We start from the raw sequence: 16,124 nt of genomic DNA on the forward strand, positions 1-16,124 counted from the left end.
CCCTCCACCTTGCCACACGCAATATCGCCGCGACAATTCCCCCGAGAAAAGAGGAGCGACGTGCCTTTTTGGGGATTGCGCTGGACGTCCGCGGTGTGAATTAACCCTCGTCGCCGCAGTTACTGGCAATTGCGTTCGTGGACCATCCGCAGGCCCTGGATCGTGAGCCACGGCTCGTGCGCGGTGAAGCAGTCGCACTCCTCCACCACCAGGGGCGCCAGGTGCCCGGTGGCCACCACCTGCACCTGCGCCGGATCGGCGCCGAGCTCGGCCACCATCCGGGCGACCATCCCCTCGACCTGCGCCGCCACGCCGAAGAGCATGCCCGACTGGAGCGCCTCCACCGTGTTCTTGGCGATCACCTGGCGGGGCCGCTTGAGCTCGACCTTGCGCAGCTGGGCGCCGCGGCGGCCGAGCGCCTCCAGGGAGATCTCGATACCGGGCGAGATGGCGCCGCCCACGTAGGCGCCCTGGTCGTTGACCACGTCGAAGGTGGTGGCGGTACCGAAGTCGACGACGATGGCCGGGCCGCCGTGGATACGGGCGGCGGCCAGTGCATTGACGACGCGGTCGGCGCCCACCTCGCGCGGATTGTCCATCAGCACCGGGATTCCGGTGCGGACGCCGGGCTCGACGATGACCGAGGAAAGCCCGGAGAAATAGGTCGCGAGCATTTCCCGCCATTCGGCCAGCACCGCCGGAACGGTCGCGCAGACCGCGATTCCCGACAGGCGCGCGCCGTGCTCGCTGCCGGCCAGCAGCTCGCGCACCAGCACCGCCCACTCGTCGCTGGTGCGCCGCTCGTCGGTGGCCACCCGCCAGTGGGCCACCACCTCCTCGCCCACCAGCAGGCCGAGCACCGTGCTGCTGTTGCCGATGTCGGCCGCCAGCAGCACGTTCATGCCAGGTCCATCCCGAGGTCGAAGACCGTCACCGAGTGGGTCAGCGCCCCCACCGAGATGTAGTCCACCCCGGTCTCGGCGACCTCCCGGGCGCGCCCCAGGGTGAGCCCGCCGGAGGCCTCCAGCTCGACCGCGGCACCGCCGGGGTGCTGGTCGCGCAGCCGTACCGCCTCGGCCATCGTCGCGGTGTCCATGTTGTCGAGCAGCACCCGGTCGCAGCCGGCGTCCAGCAGCTGGGCGAGCTGGTCGAGGTCGGTGACCTCCACCTCCACCGGCAGTCCCGGGAAGGCCTCCCGGACCGCCTCCAGGGCCTTGACCACCCCGCCCGCGGCCACCACGTGGTTGTCCTTGACCATCGCCATGTCGGTGAGGCTGAACCGGTGGTTGACCCCGCCCCCGCAGCGCACGGCGTACTTCTGCAGCGCCCGCCAGCCCGGCAGCGTCTTGCGGGTGTCGAGCACCCGGGCGCGGGTGCCCTGGAGCGCCTCCACCCAGCGCGCGGTGCCGGTCGCCACCCCGGAGAGGTGGCTGGCGAAGTTGAGCGCCGTCCGCTCCGCGGTGAGCAGCCCGCGGGTGGGCCCGCTGACGGTCATCACCCTGTCCCCGGGGGCAACCCGGGCGCCGTCCGGCAGCCGGTCGGTGACCTGCACCTCCTCGCCCATCACCACCGCGAAGACCGCCGCCGCCACCGCCAGGCCGGCGACCACGCCGGGCTCGCGGGCGTGGAAGCCGGCGGCGCCCTGCTGGGTGGCCCCGATGGTGGCGAAGCTGGTGGTGTCGACCCCGCCGTCGGGCAGGTCCTCCTCGAGGCCGGCCAGGATCAGCCGGCGCACCGCCTCGGGGTCGAGCCCGGCGACCCAGAGCTCGCCGGCGAGGTCGTCGGGAAGTGCGGCGTACGACGGACTCATGCGGGGCTCCCTGACGCGACGGTGGACGGGCCGGTACTGGTGTTGGCGTCGGTGGGGTCGGTCGACGGCGACGGGGTCCAGCGGGCCTCGACCGCACCGTCCGCCAGCCAGGCGTCGACGTGGCCGGCGACCCGCGGGTCGCGCTCGGGGAAGTCCTCGCGCCAGTGCGAGCCGCGGGTCTCGGTGCGCAGCAGCGCGGCGGCGCACAGCGCGGCGCTCACCGTGAGCAGGTTGGTCGTCTCCCACGCGGCGACGCCCGGCTCGGCGGGCTCCCGGGCGCCGGCCTGCCCCAGGGTGGCCAGCGCGGCGAGCGCCTCGCGCAGGCCGGTGTCGTGGCGCAGCACCCCGACGTGGCGGGTCATCAGCTCCTGGAGCCGGCGCCGGGCCGCCCCCGGCACCAGCCAGGTGTCCTCGGCCCGCGGGTCGTCGGGACCGACGGCCGGCTCCGCCCAGGGCCGCAGCTCACCGGGCAGGACCTCGGCGATCCGCCGGGAGAAGACCAGGCCCTCGAGCAGCGAGTTGGAGGCCAGGCGGTTGGCCCCGTGCACCCCGGAGCAGGCGACCTCACCGGTCGCGTAGAGCCCGGGGACGCTGGTGCGGCCGTCCAGGTCGGTGGCCACGCCGCCGGAGGCGTAGTGCTGGGCGGGCGAGACCGGGACCAGCGCGGTCACCGGGTCCACCCCGTGGGCGCGGCAGACGCTGAGGATGGTCGGGAAGCGGCGCCCCCAGAACTCCGCGCCCAGGTGGCGGGCGTCCAGCCACATGTGCGGCCGCCCGGTCTCCAGCATCCGGCGGGTGAGGGCCTTGGCCACCACGTCGCGGGGCGCCAGGTCGCCGAGCTCGTGGACGCCCTCCATCACCCGCCGGCCCTCCCAGTCGACCAGGACGGCGCCCTCGCCGCGGACGGCCTCGGAGATCAGCGGCTGCTGGCCCTGGGAGTCGGGGCCGAGGTACATCACGGTCGGGTGGAACTGCACGAACTCCAGGTCGCGCACCGCCGCACCGGCCCGAATCGCCAGCGCCATGCCGTCGCCGGTCGCCACCGCCGGGTTGGTGGACTGGGAGAAGACCTGGCCGAGGCCGCCGCTGGCCAGCACCACCGCGCGGGCGTGGACCGCGCCGACCCCGTCGCGCTGACCCTCACCGAGCACGTGCAGGGTCAGCCCGGCGACGCCGCCGTCCGCGGCGCGGAGCAGGTCGACGGCGAGCGCGTGCTGCACCACCTCGATCTGCGGGGCCCGCTCGACGGCGGCGATCAGCGCGCGCTGGATCTCCGCGCCGGTGGCGTCACCCCCGGCGTGGGCGATCCGGTCGCGCAGGTGTCCCCCCTCGCGGGTCAGGCTCAGCTCGCCGTCGGGGTGGTGGTCGAACTCGGTGCCCAGCGCGATGAGCTCGTGCACCGCGGCCGGCCCCTCGGTGACCAGCGCCCTGACCGCCTCCACGTCGCAGGCGCCCGCGCCCGCGACCAGGGTGTCGCGCTCGTGCTGGTCGGGGGTGTCGCCGGGGCCGAGGGCCGCGGCGATCCCACCCTGGGCCCACTGGGTCGACCCGGCGTGCAGGACGTCCTTGGTGACCACCAGGACCTTGAGCCCGGGGGCGGCCGCGTCGATGCGCAGCGCCGCGGTCAGGCCGGCGATCCCCGAGCCCACGACCACCACGTCGGCGCGCGTGGTCCATCCCGGCGCGGGAGCGACCAGCCGCGCCGGGATCCGGGGAGCCTGCAGGTGCGGGGCCACCTACCTCAGCGGCCGATCAGGTCGCCGCGCTTCAGCGAGGGGTCGCCGAAGGTCTCGGCCGGGTCGAAGCCGGTGGCGAGGATCTTGTTCTCGGCGTCGACGAAGACGACCGCCGGCTGGTACTCCTTGGCCTCCGCGGTCTCCATCTGGCCGTAGCCGATCAGGATGACGATGTCGCCGGGGTGGACGAGCCGGGCGGCGGCGCCGTTGATGCCGATCACGCCCGAGCCCCGCTCACCGGCGATCGTGTAGGTCTCCAGGCGGGCGCCGTTGGTCACGTCGACGATGTGGACGAGCTCGCCGGCCAGCAGGTCGGCCGCGTCGAGCAGGTCCTCGTCGACGGTGACCGAGCCCACGTAGTGCAGGTCGGCCTGGGTCACGGTGGCCCGGTGGATCTTGCTCTTCATCATGGTGCGCAGCATCAGCGTTCTCCTTCGGTGGCGCGCGGCTCTCGGCGGGGACCGAGGGTCAGGGGCAGGTTGTCGATCAGCCGCGTGGTGCCCACCCGCGCGGCGATCAGGATCCGGGCCGGGGTGCTCTCGGGCAGCACGGCGGTCAGGGGGGCGAGCTCGGGGGTACGCAGCTCGAGGTAGTCCAGGTCGACCCCGTGGGACTCCCGCAGCTCGGCGCGGGCGGCCTCCAGGGCGACGTCCGGCCCCCACGGGGCACCCTCCTCGGCCGCCACCAGCACCCGGTGCAGCGCGGCGGCGCGGAAGCGCTGCTCGGGGTCGAGGTAGCGGTTGCGGCTGCTCAGCGCGAGCCCGTCGGGCTCGCGCACGGTGGGCGCACCGACCACCTCCACGCCCATGCAGAGGTTGGCGGCCATCTGGCGCACCAGCACCAGCTGCTGGTAGTCCTTCTCGCCGAAGACCGCGACGTCGGGGCGGACCAGGCCGAAGAGCTTGGCGACCACGGTGAGCACCCCGCGGAAGTGGGTGGGCCGGCTGACCCCCTCCAGCTCCAGGGCCAGCGGCCCCGGGTCGACGGTGATCAGCTCGTCGGTGTGGCCGGGGCGCACCCCGCCGGGGTAGACCTCCTCGGCGCTCGGGGCGAAGACCACGTCGGCACCCTCGGCGGCGCACAGCGCCAGGTCGGCCTCGAGGGTGCGCGGGTAGCGGTCGAGATCCTCGCCGGGGGCGAACTGGAGCGGGTTGACGAAGATGCTCACCACCACCCGGCCCTGCTCGCCCGCCCGAAGCCGCGCCTCGCGGATCAGGCTGGCGTGCCCCTCGTGGAGGGCGCCCATCGTCGGCACCAGGGCGACGCGGCGCGTCGAGGCGGGCCGGTCGAGCGCCCCGCCGAGCTCCTCGCGACTGTGCGCGAGACGGATGTCGTTCATCGGGCCGGGCGACCCTCGTCGGTGCGCAGCAGGCCGGTCACCGCGACGCCCCGGGCGGCCGCGTCCAGCAGCTCGAGGATGCGGGCGGCGCGGATCGGCAGCACCCGGCCGTCGGTCACCACCCGGCCGAGCGTGGCGCGGCCCAGCGCGACGTAGGACGGCACGGTCTGCGGGGCGTTGGCCTGCAGGTCGACCAGGTGCGCGGCCACCGTCTGCACGTCGCCGCGCACGATGGGGCCGGTCAGGGCCGCGTCGCCGTGGGCCAGGGAGTTGTCCAGGGCCGCGGAGAGCAGCGGGCGCAGGATCGCCGCCGGGTCGTCGGCCCCCGAGGCGGCCAGCATCTCCATCGCCTCGGTCACCAGGGTGACCAGGTGGTTGGAGCCGTGGGCGAGGCCGGCGTGGTAGAGCGTGCGCTTCTCCTCCGGGACCCAGACCCGCCGGGCGCCCAGGTCGGCGACCAGGCTCTCGACCAGGCCGCGCTCCTGCGGACCGGCGGTGACACCGAAGACGCAGCCGGCCAGCCGGGGCAGGTCGACCTCGGTCCCGGTGAAGGTCATCGCGGGGTGCAGCGCCACCGGACGGGCACCCACCGCGGCCGCGTCGGCGAGCACCGCGAGGCCGTGACGGCCCGAGGTGTGCACGACGTACTGGCCCTTCCGCAGGGATCCGCTGGCGGCGAGCATCGAGACGACGTTGCCGAGCATGTCGTCGGGCACGGTGAGGAGCAGCAGGTCGCAGGAGCGCGCGACGGCACTCGGCTTGCGGGCCGGGACGCCCGGCAGCAGCGTCTCGAGGCGGTGCCGCGAGGCGTCGGACTCTGCGGCGGCGGCGACCACGCGGTGGCCGGCGGAGCGCAGCGCGGCAGAGAGGACGGCGCCGACGCGGCCAGCGCCGACCACGCCCACCCGGAGGGGTGCGGCAGTCATGAGGGACCTCTCGCTTCAGTCCCGCCGACCACTCCTCCGCCGGGGCGGGGGAGCCGGTACGGGTACCAGACGATGTGGCTCTGTGGATCGTGCGAACACGAGACTACGTCGCTGTTACACGCGTGTGAACAGGTCGGCGTGTGACCTGGCCCACCCGCAGCCCACCTCCGGGCCCACCTCCGGGCCCAGCTCCGGGCGGTCCGCGGCGCGCGGGCGGTCAGCCGACGGCGTGGGCGGGGTCGTCGACGACGAAGGGCCGAGGGGCGCGCGGCAGCCAGTCGTGGGTGACGTGGTCGACCACGTGGACCCCGTCGGGGGCGACGATCTCGACCACGCCCTCGGGCACCGTCCCCTCCTGGAGGGCGTTCCAGACGGTCCACTCGCGGCGCTTGCGCCGGTTGCGCAGGCTGGTGGCGAACGACTGCGGGTCGGTCCAGTGCGCGAACTCGTCGCCGTCGAGCCACTTCAGCTCCACGCACAGCCCCTGCGGGAGGGCGAACATCTCGAAGTGGTCGGGAGTGGTGCGGATCTCCCACTCCGGCGCCTTGGTGTAGACGTAGTCGGGGCCCATCGGGAAGCCCCACTCCTCGATGTTGCGCAGCCCGAGGTCGAGGAAGGCGCGCCGCTCGGACTCGACGTAGAGGCCGTGGCGGGGGAAGCGGATCACCGCGTCGGTGGCGCCGACCTGCCAGGACAGGTCGCCCATCGAGACCTCCCCCTCGGTGGTGAGCACCATGTCGCCGTCCCACTTCCAGCTGTAGCTGGTCCGCACGTGGGAGAAGCACCAGTTGTAGAAGTAGGCCAGCGAGTGCACCGAGCGCTCGGGCACCGCGAGGTGCTCGGCCCCCGCCCGGGCCACGTCGAAGGGGTAGTGGGCCAGGGTGAACCGGTCGGTGTGGCCGGTCTCCTCCACCACCCGCAGCGCCTCCTGCGGGGTGCCGTCGGTGGAGTTGTTGTCGACCAGCAGCACGTGGTCGACCGCGCGCAGCAGCGGGGGCAGCACGAACCGCAGGCCGGGCGCCTCGTCCTTGACCCGCAGCACCGCGGTGGCGCCGCGGCGCAGCCCGCCGGGCCGCCGCCAGGGCCAGGTGATGTCGAAGTCGGTGTGACCCTCGAGGTTGGCGATGCCGTCGCCCTGGCCGATGGGGATCATCCCTGCGCCTCGGGATGCCCGTCGCGCTCGCGACCCAGCGCCTTGCGCACGCCGCGGCGCACCGACGGCGGGATCTTGGCCCGGACCTCGTGCGGCACCAGGTCGGCGAGCCCGGCCCGCGGGACGACGAGGTCGTGCGCCTGGGCGTCCTGTCGGGCCTGCGCGAGACGGGCGGCCACCACCGAGGACCGGGAGATCGCCTCGGACTCCTCGTAGAGGGCGGTGTAGGCGGCCCGGAGCTGGTCGAGGGTGGCGTGGGCCGCGGGCGTGTCTCCGCCCTCGTCGGCCAGCTTGTTGAGCTCCGACCAGGTCTCGGCGACCAGCTCGTGCAGGCGCGGCGGCAGGCCGAGGTCGTCGAGGGAGGTGGTGACCCGGCGCAGGCTGGGGTCGATGAAGCGGTGCACCTCGCGGATCTGGTCGCTGCGGGTGTGGATCACCGACTGCACGTCGAGCCGCCGGCCCAGCGCCATCGTGGTCCGCACCCAGTCGCTGAGCAGGTCCTCGTAGCGCACGAAGACGCGCCCGCCGCCCACGTGGGAGCCGCTGAGCGACTCGCGGGTCGCCTTCTCGGTGTGCAGCAGCATGTTGAGCCAGCTCGCGGCCAGGTGGGCCGAGCCGAGCTTGTTGGCGTAGTACTTCTGCTTGCTCCCCACCACCTCGGCGGGCGGGCGGAGCATGGTCGCGAAGACCGGGGTCGCCCCGGTGCGGATCGCCGCGACCCGCCACAGGCCGAGGAACCAGCTGAGCCGCGGGTCCTTGACCACCAGCTCGGGGTGCTCGGCGAAGTGGGTCTCGAGCCAGTCCGAGACGCGGATGCGGGCAGGCTCCCGGCTGGAGATCCGCCCGGTCTCGAACCAGGCGCTGGGGCGGGAGTCGCTGACCTGGACGTCGACCTCGCGCAGCCAGGCGTCGTGGGTCTCCACCGCCCACTTGGGCTCGCCGAAGCCCTTGGGGTTGGACGCGTCGGCCTCCACCTCGGGCTTGGGCACGTGCATGCCCAGCAGGCTGAGGATCCCCGCCAGCGTGCTGGTGCCGCTGCGCCCCGCGCCGGCGACGAAGAGGACCTTGCGCGGAACGCCCTCGGGGTTGAGCTCGTCGATGGCACGCGCGCGGCGCTGCGCGGGTGTGCCGTTCGCGCTGCCGGTCTCTGCTCCAGTCACGGTCGGTGAGCCTATCCGAGGGGGACGCTGGATACTCTCGCCCCATGAGGTGGTCACTTCGTCTGCGCCGACAGGGACCCGTGGTGGGCGTGGTGGTCCCGGCCTACTGCGTCGAGCAGTGGCTGCCGGAGTCGCTGGAGAGCCTGCTGGCCCAGGAGCACACCGCGTGGCGCGCCGTGGTCGTCGACGACGGCTCTCCCGACCGCAGCGGCGAGGTCGCCGAGCAGTACGCCGCCCGCGACTCCCGCATCCGGGTGCTGCACACGCCCAACGGCGGCCTGGGCGCGGCCCGCAACGCCGGGGTGGCCGCGCTGCTCGCCGACACCGGGACCCCTGTCGAGCACCTGGCCTTCCTCGACTCCGACGACCTGCTGCCCCCCGACGCGCTGCGCCGGCTGGTCGCCTCGCTGGAGGCCAGCGGATCCGACTTCGCGGTGGGCTCGGTGCTGCGCTGGGAGGCACCGCCGCCCGAGGGGGCCGGCCTGCACGAGCCGCCGTGGATGCGGCGTCTGCACCATCCGCCGCGCTCGGGTGCGCGGATCGCGGACCACCCCGAGATCCTGGGCGACGTCTTCGCCTGGAACAAGCTCTACCGTCGCTCCTTCTGGGAGTCGGCCGGGCTGGCCTGGCCCGAGCGGATCCACTACGAGGACCAGCCGACGACGACGCGCGCCTACCTCGCCGGGTCCTTCGACATCCTCTCCGAGCCGGTCTACCAGTGGCGGGTGCGCACCGACGGCACCTCCATCACCCAGCAGCGCAGCTCGGTGGCGGACCTCGTCGACCGGTGGGCAACCAAGCGGATGGCCCTGGCGTCGGTGCGCGAGCACGGCGACCCCCGCGTGACGCAGGTCTTCGTCGACCGGGTGATGCCGGGCGACATGTGGCGCTACTTCCAGCTGATCCCGGGCTGCTCCGACGCCTGGTGGCAGCTGCTGCGCGACGGGGTCCGCGAGCTGTGGGGCGAGCGCTCCCTGGCCCACTCGGGCCTGCCGCCGGTGCACCGGGTGTGCGGCTTCCTGGTCGAGCGGGGCCGCCGCGAGGACGCCGAGGCCCTGATGACCTGGTCCGCCTCGCTCGTGGGCCCGGCCCCCACCACCGCCAGCGGCGAGCGGCTGGCGATCCCGGCCGAGGTGATCCGGCCGGCCAGCGTCCCCGACGTCGCCCTGGAGATCAGGTCGCACGAACGGTGAGGGGGACCTACCGTAGGTCTGTGCACGACCGCGCCTCCCGGGGCACCCGGTGACCGACACGGCCTCGCGTGAGCCCGCGGCGGAGGCCGACGAGCCCGGCGGTGGCCCCACCCCGGTGACCTCGCACCGGGCGCGGGTGCTCGCCCTCGCGGCCTACACCGTCGCACTGGCGGCGTGGATCGAGCTGGTGGAGCTGCCCAAGTCTGTCTACCAGGCCTTCACCTGGATCTGGCTCGCCCTCATCGCCTGGAACATCCAGGCGCCGTGGCGCTCCCACCTGGCCTTCCTGCGCGACTGGTCGCTGCCCCTGGCGGTGCTCACCTTCTACCTCTTCAGCCGCGGCCTGGCCGACGACCTCGGCCTCGTCACGGTGCACGTGACCGAGCCCATCGCGGCCGACCGGGCGCTCTTCGGCGGCGTGCTGCCCACCGAGTGGCTGCAGGCCCAGCTGTGCGGCGTCCCGTGCGAGCGGACGGCGCCTCGCGCCTGGTACGACGTGGTGCTGACGACCGTCTACTACTCCCACTTCTTCGTCGCGCCCATCACCGCCGCGATCCTGTGGGCGAGCCGCCGGCGCGCGTGGGTGCGGTTCATGCGCCGCTACCTCTCGCTCAACATCCTGGCCCTGGTGATCTACATCGCCTACCCGATGTCCCCGCCGTGGTTGGCCTCGCACCACGGCTACCTGAGCGACGACATCGCCCGGATCACCGGGCGCGGCTGGTACGACCTGGGCCCCGGCAACTTCCACGACACCTTCTCCGCGGCCGGCAACCCGGTGGCCGCGATGCCCTCGCTGCACGCGGGCGTCGCGGCCTTCGTCGCCCTGTACGCCTTCTCCCGCAGCAACGCCGCGGTCCGGCTGCTGCTGGTCGCCTACCCGCTGGTGATGGCGTTCGCGCTGGTCTACTACGCCGAGCACTACGTGGTCGACGTGCTCGCCGGCTGGCTCGCGGCGGTGCTGGTGCTGTGGGGCTGCTCGGTCTGGGAGCGCCGGCGGGCGCACCGCGAGTCACCCGACCAGGCACCGGCTCTCAGCTGAGCAGGCCCTCCTCCTGGAGGAACTGCTCGGCCACGTCGGCGGGCTTGGCCCGGTCGACCGAGACCTGCTGGATCAGGCCGGCCAGCGTCTCGTTGTCGAGAGCGGCCATCAGGTCCTCGAGCATCCCGGCGACCTCGGGGTTGGCGGCCAGGAAGTCGGCCGAGACGGCGGGGACCAGGTTCTGCGCCGGCTGGATGCCCAGGTCGTCCTCCAGCAGGACCAGGCCCTGCTCCTCCAGGGTGCCGTCCAGGGTGCCGGTCTGGCCGAGGTCGGCCTCGCCGTCGGCGACGGCCTTGTAGGTCTCGGGGCTGCCGTAGCCCAGCGGCAGGAGCTCGGCGATCTTGATGCCGTAGACCTCCCGGAGGCCCTTCTCGCAGTCGTCGCGGCCCTCGCAGTCGGGGGCCGCGGCCAGCACGGTCTGCTCGCCCTCGAGGTCGGAGAGGGCGGTGATGCCGTCGGCCTCGGCCCGCTCGGCGGTGATGAAGTAGGCGTTCTGGGAGGTGGCCTCCGACGGGGCGAGGAGGGTGATCCCGGCCTCGTCCAGCAACTGGCCCGCCGCCTCGATCGACTCGGTGGGGTCGTTGGTGGTGATCGGCTTGGCGTCGGCACCGGAGGCGGCGGTGTTGAGGTAGTCGGAGATGCCGGCGACGTACTCCGGGACGACGTCGACGTCGCCGGGGAACTCCGCCATGTAGACCGAGCGGGTGCCGACCAGCCGGGTGGTGACGTCGTAGCCGGCGTCGTCGAGGACCTTCTCGTACATCGCGGTGACCAGGGCGGCCTCGGGGAAGTTCTGGCTGGCCAGGGTGACGGTGCCGCCGCCCTCCCGCTCGGCCTCGCCGTCGCCGTCGGCGGCGAGGTCGTCGCCGGCGCAGCCGCCCAGCAGGAGGAGACCGGCGAGCGCCGTCGCGGCCGCGACCCGTCGCCTGGTGGTCGGGAAGGGGTGTCGGTCCATGGTCGTCTCCGGGGGTGGTGGGGCGGTCATCGGCCGGCCGGCGCGAGCTGGGCCCGCCGGGCCGCACTTCGCTGTACCCGTCCGGCGGCGATCTCCAACGCCAGGGCCACCAGCGCGACCACCACCGCTCCGGCCAGGCCCTGGCCGTAGTCGTTGCGGTAGAACCCGTCGGTGATGACGCGGCCCAGGCCGGGCCCGGCGACCAGGGCGGCGATGGTGGCGGTCGCCCACACCTGGACCAGCGCGAGCCGGATCCCGGCCACCACCAGCGGCAGGGCCAGGGGCAGCTCGACCCGCCAGAACTGCTGCCGGCCGGTCATGCCCATCCCGCGGGCCGCCTCCTTCACCTCCGGCGGCACCTGGGTGAGGGCGACGTAGGCGCCGGTGATCAGCGGCGGCAGCGCGAAGAGGGTCAGGGCGATCAGGGTGGCCGCCCCGGCGCGGCCGTAGGGCCCCAGCGAGGCGCTGCCCGGCCACTGCGCCGCGACCAGGATCGCCAGCAGGGCGAAGGTCGGGACCGCCCGGCCGACCGCGGAGAGGTTGATCGCCACGAAGCCGCCCCGGCCCAGGTGCCCGAGCCACAGCGCCAGCGGGAGGCCGAGGAGCATCGCCGCCGCCAGCGCCGTACCGGTCAGCAGCAGCTGCTGCCAGAGCAGCTCGAGCATCGCGCCCGGCCCCCGCCAGCTGTCGGGGTCGGTCAGGTAGTGCCACATGTCGGCGAAGACGCTCACCGCCGCCCCCTCATGCTCGGGCCCACGGGGTCAGCGCGCGCTGGAGCAGCACCAGCAGGCCGTCGAGGAGCACCGCCAGCGCCACGCAGAGCACCGCCGCGGTCAGCACCTGGGCGCGGAACGACTCCGCCACCCCGGTGAGCAGCAGGTTGCCCAGCCCGCCGTGGGAGACCAGCGCCCCCACCGTGGTCAGGGCGACGGTGGAGACCGAGGCGACCCGGATGCCCGCCATCAGCACCGGCAGGGCCAGCGGCAGCTCCACCCGCAGCAGCTGGCGGGTGGGGCTGTAGCCCAGCCCCCGGGCGGCCTCCCGGACCTCCTCGGGCACCGCGGCGAGGCCGTCGATGAGGGCCCGGACCAGGATGGTGAGCGCGTAGAGCGCCAGGCCGATCACCACGGTGGTCGCGGTCAGGCCGGTGAAGGGCACCAGCAGCGGGAAGAGCGCCAGCGACGGGACGGTGTAGAGACCGGTGGAGAGCCCGGTGACCGCCCCCTCCAGCCGCGGCACCCGGCGGGCCAGCAGGGCCAGCGGGAACGCGAGCAGCAGGCCGAGCAGGACCGCCGAGAGCGTCAGCGCGACGTGGGAGCCGAGGGCGGAGAGGATCTCCTCGCGCCGGTCGACCAGGTAGTCGGCGCAGAGCCACTCGTTGCGGAGCCGGCTGTAGCAGCTCGGCTCGACGGCCGCCTGAGGCGCGGCCCCCGCTGACACCAGTAGGGTCACGGGCATGGTCACGGGCATGGACGCTACCGGGTCGAGGGCCGGGGAGACCACGGGCGAGCTGCCGATGCTGGAGCTGGTCGGTCTCGGCAAGACGTACGACGACGGCTCCGTCGCCGTGCGCGAGCTCGACCTGCAGGTGGCCCGCGGCGAGCTGGTCTGCCTGGTCGGCCCCTCGGGCTGCGGCAAGTCCACGACGCTGAAGATGATCAACCGGCTGATCGAGCCGACCACCGGCCGGATCCTGCTCGACGGCCAGGACGTCACCGGGATCGACCCGCACGCCCTGCGGCGCAACATCGGCTACGTCATCCAGCAGGTGGGGCTCTTCCCCCACCAGCGGGTCGAGGCCAACGTGATGACCGTGCCGCTGCTCCACGGCGAGTCCAGGGCCAGCGCCCGGGAGCGGGCCCGCGAGCTGCTGGTGACGGTCGGCCTCGACCCCGACCTCTACGGCCAGCGCTACCCCCACCAGCTCTCCGGCGGGCAGCGCCAGCGCGTCGGGGTGGCGCGGGCCCTGGCCGCCGACCCCCCGGTGCTGCTGATGGACGAGCCCTTCGGCGCGGTCGACCCGGTGGTGCGGACCCGGCTCCAGGACGAGTTCCTCCGCCTCCAGCGCGACCTGGGCAAGACGGTCGTCATGGTCACCCACGACATCGACGAGGCGGTGCGGATGGGCGACCGGGTCGCGATCTTCGCCGACGGCGGTCGGCTGGCCCAGTACGGCACCCCGCAGGAGCTGCTGGCCCACCCCGCCGACGACTTCGTGGCCGACTTCGTCGGCGCCACCAGCGGTCTGCGCCGCCTCGCGGTCACCCGGATCGACGAGTCCCGTCTCGAGCCCCTCGAGGGCGTCACCGCCGGTCAGCTGGGCTCGGCGATCGACATCGACTCCACCCTGGAGGAGGCGCTGGCCCTGATGCTGCGCGAGGACAAGTCGATGATCGGCGTGCGCCGCGGCCCGCGCTTCCTGGGCGTGCTGACCCCGGCGGGCGTGCACGCCCAGCTGCGGGCCTCGCTCAGTCGCTGACCGGCACGTCCTTGTGCCATGACTCGGTGACGTAGGTGGTGCCCCACCCCATGGAGACGTAGAGCCCGTCGGCCCCGGTCGAGGAGTCGGCGTCGACCTCGAGCCCGACCCGGTCCCGGCCGCGCGAGGCCGCGTCGGCGATCACCGTGCGCAGCAGCCCCTTGGCCACCCCGCGGCCGCGGGCCGACTCCAGCACCCCGAGGTAGGAGACGTAGGAGCCGTCGGGTCCCCGGAGCGACTCCGAGACGGTGCCGACCAGCGCGCCGCAGGGCTGGGGGGTCTCGCCGTCGAGCAGCTCGGCCAGCCACCAGTGGTCCCAGCGGTGGCCGGGGTCCTCGCGCAGCCGGTGCACGAACTCCTCGAAGGTCTCCTCGGAGGAGTTGAAGTGGTCGGTGAAGGCGCCCTCGAGGACGTCGTGCACGGCGCGCAGGTCGGCCTCGTCGGGCATCCCGTCACCCTGGCGACCGACGGAGCGGAAGCGGACCCCGCCGTCCTCCCACAGCTCCGGGTCGTCGACCAGCTCGGCCTCCTCGGAGGTCACCGGGCGGGTCATCTGCCACCAGGTGCGCACCCGCTCGAACCCGCGGTCGCTCAGCATCGCGTGCTGGCGCTCGTCGTCGGCGAAGGTGCCGGTGTCGATCTGCTGCACCTCGAGGCCGCGTGCGGCCCCCACCGCCCGGGCCTGGCTCTCGGCCCACTCGAAGAGGACCCGCGCGCTGCGCCGCGCCTCCACCTCCGGGAGCGTCCGGTCCACCACGTGCACCAGGAGCATCCGCCCCAGGGAGCGGTCGTGGACGCTCGCCCAGGCGCGGATCAGGCCAGCGGCGTCCCGGACCACCAGGTTCTCCCGCATCGCCAGGGCGGGCGGGGAGACCTCCACCAGCACGTCCTGCTCGGTGGCGCCGGCCCAGCCGCGGCCGGCGCGCTCGTGCTCGCGCAGCAGCCAGGTCAGCCGGCCCACGTCGGCGGCGGAGGTGCCGTCAGGAGGCTCGGCGGTCCACCCCTCGGGTAGCCCGGGGTCGTCGGGGAGGGCCGCGTCTGGATCGCTCTCGAACCTGTTGTCGTCGGGGATCACGCGTGTGATTCTTCCTCACTCCATGACCGTGACGTGACAGTCCCCCGCGTCCGGCGGCCTCCCGCGGGGAGGTCACCGGCCGCGGGGGACCGGGTGGCGCGGGTCTCAGGCGCGCTTGTAGGCGGCCTGGTTGGCCGCGGCCTGCCAGGCCTCCAGCTCGGCGCGGAGCGCGTCGAGCTCGGCCTCCAGCTCGGCGACCCGGACGATCGCCTCGGCCGCGCGGGCCTCGGACTGCTCGAGCACCTCGCTCAGCTTGAGGCCCTCCAGCTCGGCCACGTCGGCCCGGCGGGCCTCGGTGTTCATCTTCAGCGTCGCGGTGGCCGCGCGCTCCAGCGCCTTGCCGAGCTCGCTCTCGAGCTGACCGATGGTCTCCTCGCGCTGCGCGATGCGGGTGGACATGTCCGCGGCGAAGGCGGCGCTCTCCGCCGTACGCCGGGCGGTGATGTCGCGGTAGGCCTGGGCCTGCTGCGCCCTGTCCATGGCGGCGTCGCGGCGGGCCTGCACCAGCTCGGAGTAGGTGATCCGGGTGGCGGCGGCACCGAGGACGAGGGCGGAGAGGGCTCCGCAGAGGACCAGCACGAACTGGCCAGTGGCGATCGACCCGAGGACGAGGGCGGTCGCGAGCAACAGCAGGCCGGAGGCGACGGTCAGGCGCGTGCTGCGCTGACGTCGGCGGGCGCTGGAACGAGCAGACGGGGAAGTCATGACCCTCAGGCTAGAGGTGAGGGTTGTCTTTGGGGACGCGACACGCGCGTTCGAGCAACTTGCCCGTCACGACGACCGCCGCGCCACCCACCGCGGCGACCGCCGCGTGCCGGATCCGCTCGTCGGCCAGCTCGGCCGGGGAGCCCAGCCAGGAGATCAGGTAGCCGGTGTAGATCCCGCCCACCAGGGCACCCACCAGGATGCACGCGCGGGCCAGCACCAGCCGGTTGACCATCTGGCGGGCCACGAGCCGCTCCCGCCGCACGTGGACCGCGCGCCAGGTCACCAGCGCCACCGCCACCAGGATGGCGGCGACGAAGAAGAGCAGCAGGCCCTGGGTCCAGGACAGGACGGGCGCGGTCCCGGAGACCCGCTCGGCCACCGGGTGCCACAGCCACCCCCCGAAGAGGCCCAGCACCGTGGCACCGGCGATCGGTCCGGGGCCGAGCGGCCGCAGGTGCGCCGGCGACACCCCGCCCGGCGGCTCCTCCCCGGACTCCGGGGAGTCGGGGTCGGGGCTGTCCGGGGGCAGGGAGGTCATCTCACCGGGA

17 protein-coding genes are annotated in these 16,124 nt (G+C 74.0%); 3 read left to right on the plus strand and 14 right to left on the minus strand.

Features of this window, described 5'->3' with window-relative positions; genetic code table 11:
- Window positions 1-119 precede the first annotated feature (119 nt).
- From AC4BGE_RS05060 to AC4BGE_RS05095, 8 genes are all read right to left on the minus strand, one after another.
- Window positions 120-902 carry a type III pantothenate kinase gene (locus AC4BGE_RS05060; RefSeq protein WP_490574559.1) on the minus strand — a complete coding sequence of 261 codons (783 nt, stop codon included), beginning with the start codon at window positions 900-902 and terminating at the stop codon, window positions 120-122.
- On the minus strand, window positions 899-1,810 hold the full coding sequence (gene nadC, locus AC4BGE_RS05065; RefSeq protein ID WP_490570398.1) for a carboxylating nicotinate-nucleotide diphosphorylase: 912 nt from the start codon (window positions 1,808-1,810) through the stop codon (window positions 899-901). Before nadC ends, AC4BGE_RS05060 begins: the two co-directional genes overlap by 4 nt.
- On the minus strand, window positions 1,807-3,546 hold the full coding sequence (locus AC4BGE_RS05070; protein ID WP_490574560.1) for an L-aspartate oxidase: 1,740 nt from the start codon (window positions 3,544-3,546) through the stop codon (window positions 1,807-1,809). The genes nadC and AC4BGE_RS05070 overlap by 4 nt, the downstream gene beginning before the upstream one ends.
- 5 nt (window positions 3,547-3,551) lie before the next feature.
- Window positions 3,552-3,968, minus strand: coding sequence for an aspartate 1-decarboxylase (gene panD / locus AC4BGE_RS05075; RefSeq protein WP_490570400.1), 417 nt, complete (start codon window positions 3,966-3,968; stop codon window positions 3,552-3,554).
- A complete protein-coding gene (gene panC, locus AC4BGE_RS05080; protein WP_490574561.1) occupies window positions 3,968-4,885 on the minus strand; it encodes a pantoate--beta-alanine ligase in 918 nt (305 codons plus the stop codon). The genes panD and panC overlap by 1 nt, the downstream gene beginning before the upstream one ends.
- Window positions 4,882-5,811 carry a Rossmann-like and DUF2520 domain-containing protein gene (locus tag AC4BGE_RS05085; RefSeq protein ID WP_490574562.1) on the minus strand — a complete coding sequence of 310 codons (930 nt, stop codon included), beginning with the start codon at window positions 5,809-5,811 and terminating at the stop codon, window positions 4,882-4,884. The genes panC and AC4BGE_RS05085 overlap by 4 nt, the downstream gene beginning before the upstream one ends.
- 217 nt (window positions 5,812-6,028) lie before the next feature.
- On the minus strand, window positions 6,029-6,964 hold the full coding sequence (locus AC4BGE_RS05090) for a hypothetical protein (protein WP_490570403.1): 936 nt from the start codon (window positions 6,962-6,964) through the stop codon (window positions 6,029-6,031).
- Window positions 6,961-8,124, minus strand: coding sequence for a sulfotransferase family protein (locus tag AC4BGE_RS05095; protein WP_490574563.1), 1,164 nt, complete (start codon window positions 8,122-8,124; stop codon window positions 6,961-6,963). The genes AC4BGE_RS05090 and AC4BGE_RS05095 overlap by 4 nt, the downstream gene beginning before the upstream one ends.
- A gap of 44 nt (window positions 8,125-8,168) precedes the next feature.
- Between AC4BGE_RS05095 and AC4BGE_RS05100 the strand changes: the two genes are divergently transcribed.
- Window positions 8,169-9,317, plus strand: a complete 1,149-nt coding sequence (locus AC4BGE_RS05100; protein ID WP_490570405.1) for a glycosyltransferase family 2 protein — start codon at window positions 8,169-8,171, stop codon at window positions 9,315-9,317.
- Between the two features lie 49 nt (window positions 9,318-9,366).
- Window positions 9,367-10,359 (plus strand): phosphatase PAP2 family protein, encoded by a 993-nt coding sequence (locus AC4BGE_RS05105; protein WP_490574564.1) that lies wholly within the window; start codon window positions 9,367-9,369, stop codon window positions 10,357-10,359.
- On the opposite strand, the gene AC4BGE_RS05110 is transcribed toward AC4BGE_RS05105, so the two are convergent.
- From AC4BGE_RS05110 to AC4BGE_RS05120, 3 genes are read right to left on the minus strand one after another with little or no spacing between them, the layout of a single operon-like run.
- Window positions 10,352-11,314, minus strand: a complete 963-nt coding sequence (locus tag AC4BGE_RS05110) for an ABC transporter substrate-binding protein (protein ID WP_490570407.1) — start codon at window positions 11,312-11,314, stop codon at window positions 10,352-10,354. The two genes, AC4BGE_RS05105 and AC4BGE_RS05110, sit on opposite strands and share 8 nt — an antisense overlap.
- Before the next feature lie 26 nt (window positions 11,315-11,340).
- Window positions 11,341-12,045 (minus strand): ABC transporter permease, encoded by a 705-nt coding sequence (locus AC4BGE_RS05115; protein ID WP_490570408.1) that lies wholly within the window; start codon window positions 12,043-12,045, stop codon window positions 11,341-11,343.
- 10 nt (window positions 12,046-12,055) lie between these two features.
- Window positions 12,056-12,772 carry an ABC transporter permease gene (locus tag AC4BGE_RS05120; RefSeq protein ID WP_490575071.1) on the minus strand — a complete coding sequence of 239 codons (717 nt, stop codon included), beginning with the start codon at window positions 12,770-12,772 and terminating at the stop codon, window positions 12,056-12,058.
- Here AC4BGE_RS05120 and AC4BGE_RS05125 point away from each other — a divergent pair.
- The gene (locus tag AC4BGE_RS05125) at window positions 12,771-13,793 is read left to right on the plus strand and encodes an ABC transporter ATP-binding protein (protein ID WP_490574565.1); all 1,023 of its coding nucleotides are present in this window, start codon (window positions 12,771-12,773) and stop codon (window positions 13,791-13,793) included. The two genes, AC4BGE_RS05120 and AC4BGE_RS05125, sit on opposite strands and share 2 nt — an antisense overlap.
- On the opposite strand, the gene AC4BGE_RS05130 is transcribed toward AC4BGE_RS05125, so the two are convergent.
- The 3 genes from AC4BGE_RS05130 to AC4BGE_RS05140 all read right to left on the minus strand — a co-directional run bounded on the left by AC4BGE_RS05130 (window position 13,783) and on the right by AC4BGE_RS05140 (window position 16,114).
- Entirely contained in the window at window positions 13,783-14,868 is a 1,086-nt protein-coding gene (locus AC4BGE_RS05130) for a GNAT family N-acetyltransferase (RefSeq protein WP_490574566.1), read from the minus strand. The two genes, AC4BGE_RS05125 and AC4BGE_RS05130, sit on opposite strands and share 11 nt — an antisense overlap.
- A gap of 105 nt (window positions 14,869-14,973) precedes the next feature.
- Window positions 14,974-15,573 carry a hypothetical protein gene (locus tag AC4BGE_RS05135; protein WP_490574567.1) on the minus strand — a complete coding sequence of 200 codons (600 nt, stop codon included), beginning with the start codon at window positions 15,571-15,573 and terminating at the stop codon, window positions 14,974-14,976.
- Between the two features lie 10 nt (window positions 15,574-15,583).
- Complete coding sequence (locus tag AC4BGE_RS05140) at window positions 15,584-16,114, minus strand: DUF3180 domain-containing protein (RefSeq protein WP_490574568.1); 531 nt, start codon at window positions 16,112-16,114, stop codon at window positions 15,584-15,586.
- Window positions 16,115-16,124 lie beyond the last annotated feature (10 nt).

This window comes from Nocardioides sp. Z50_6 (assembly GCF_058215755.1).

Excerpts from the sequence above, each read along its gene's own strand:
- AC4BGE_RS05110 (WP_490570407.1), bottom strand. The coding sequence starts at position 11,314 with ATGGACCGACACCCCTTCCCGACCACCAGGCGACGGGTCGCGGCCGCG.
- AC4BGE_RS05090 (WP_490570403.1), bottom strand. The coding sequence starts at position 6,964 with ATGATCCCCATCGGCCAGGGCGACGGCATCGCCAACCTCGAGGGTCAC.
- AC4BGE_RS05060 (WP_490574559.1), bottom strand. The coding sequence starts at position 902 with ATGAACGTGCTGCTGGCGGCCGACATCGGCAACAGCAGCACGGTGCTC.
- panD (WP_490570400.1), bottom strand. The coding sequence starts at position 3,968 with ATGCTGCGCACCATGATGAAGAGCAAGATCCACCGGGCCACCGTGACC.
- AC4BGE_RS05135 (WP_490574567.1), bottom strand. The coding sequence starts at position 15,573 with ATGACTTCCCCGTCTGCTCGTTCCAGCGCCCGCCGACGTCAGCGCAGC.
- nadC (WP_490570398.1), bottom strand. The coding sequence starts at position 1,810 with ATGAGTCCGTCGTACGCCGCACTTCCCGACGACCTCGCCGGCGAGCTC.
- AC4BGE_RS05125 (WP_490574565.1), top strand. The coding sequence starts at position 12,771 with ATGGTCACGGGCATGGACGCTACCGGGTCGAGGGCCGGGGAGACCACG.
- AC4BGE_RS05140 (WP_490574568.1), bottom strand. The coding sequence starts at position 16,114 with ATGACCTCCCTGCCCCCGGACAGCCCCGACCCCGACTCCCCGGAGTCC.
- AC4BGE_RS05085 (WP_490574562.1), bottom strand. The coding sequence starts at position 5,811 with ATGACTGCCGCACCCCTCCGGGTGGGCGTGGTCGGCGCTGGCCGCGTC.
- AC4BGE_RS05100 (WP_490570405.1), top strand. The coding sequence starts at position 8,169 with ATGAGGTGGTCACTTCGTCTGCGCCGACAGGGACCCGTGGTGGGCGTG.
- AC4BGE_RS05120 (WP_490575071.1), bottom strand. The coding sequence starts at position 12,772 with ATGCCCGTGACCCTACTGGTGTCAGCGGGGGCCGCGCCTCAGGCGGCC.
- panC (WP_490574561.1), bottom strand. The coding sequence starts at position 4,885 with ATGAACGACATCCGTCTCGCGCACAGTCGCGAGGAGCTCGGCGGGGCG.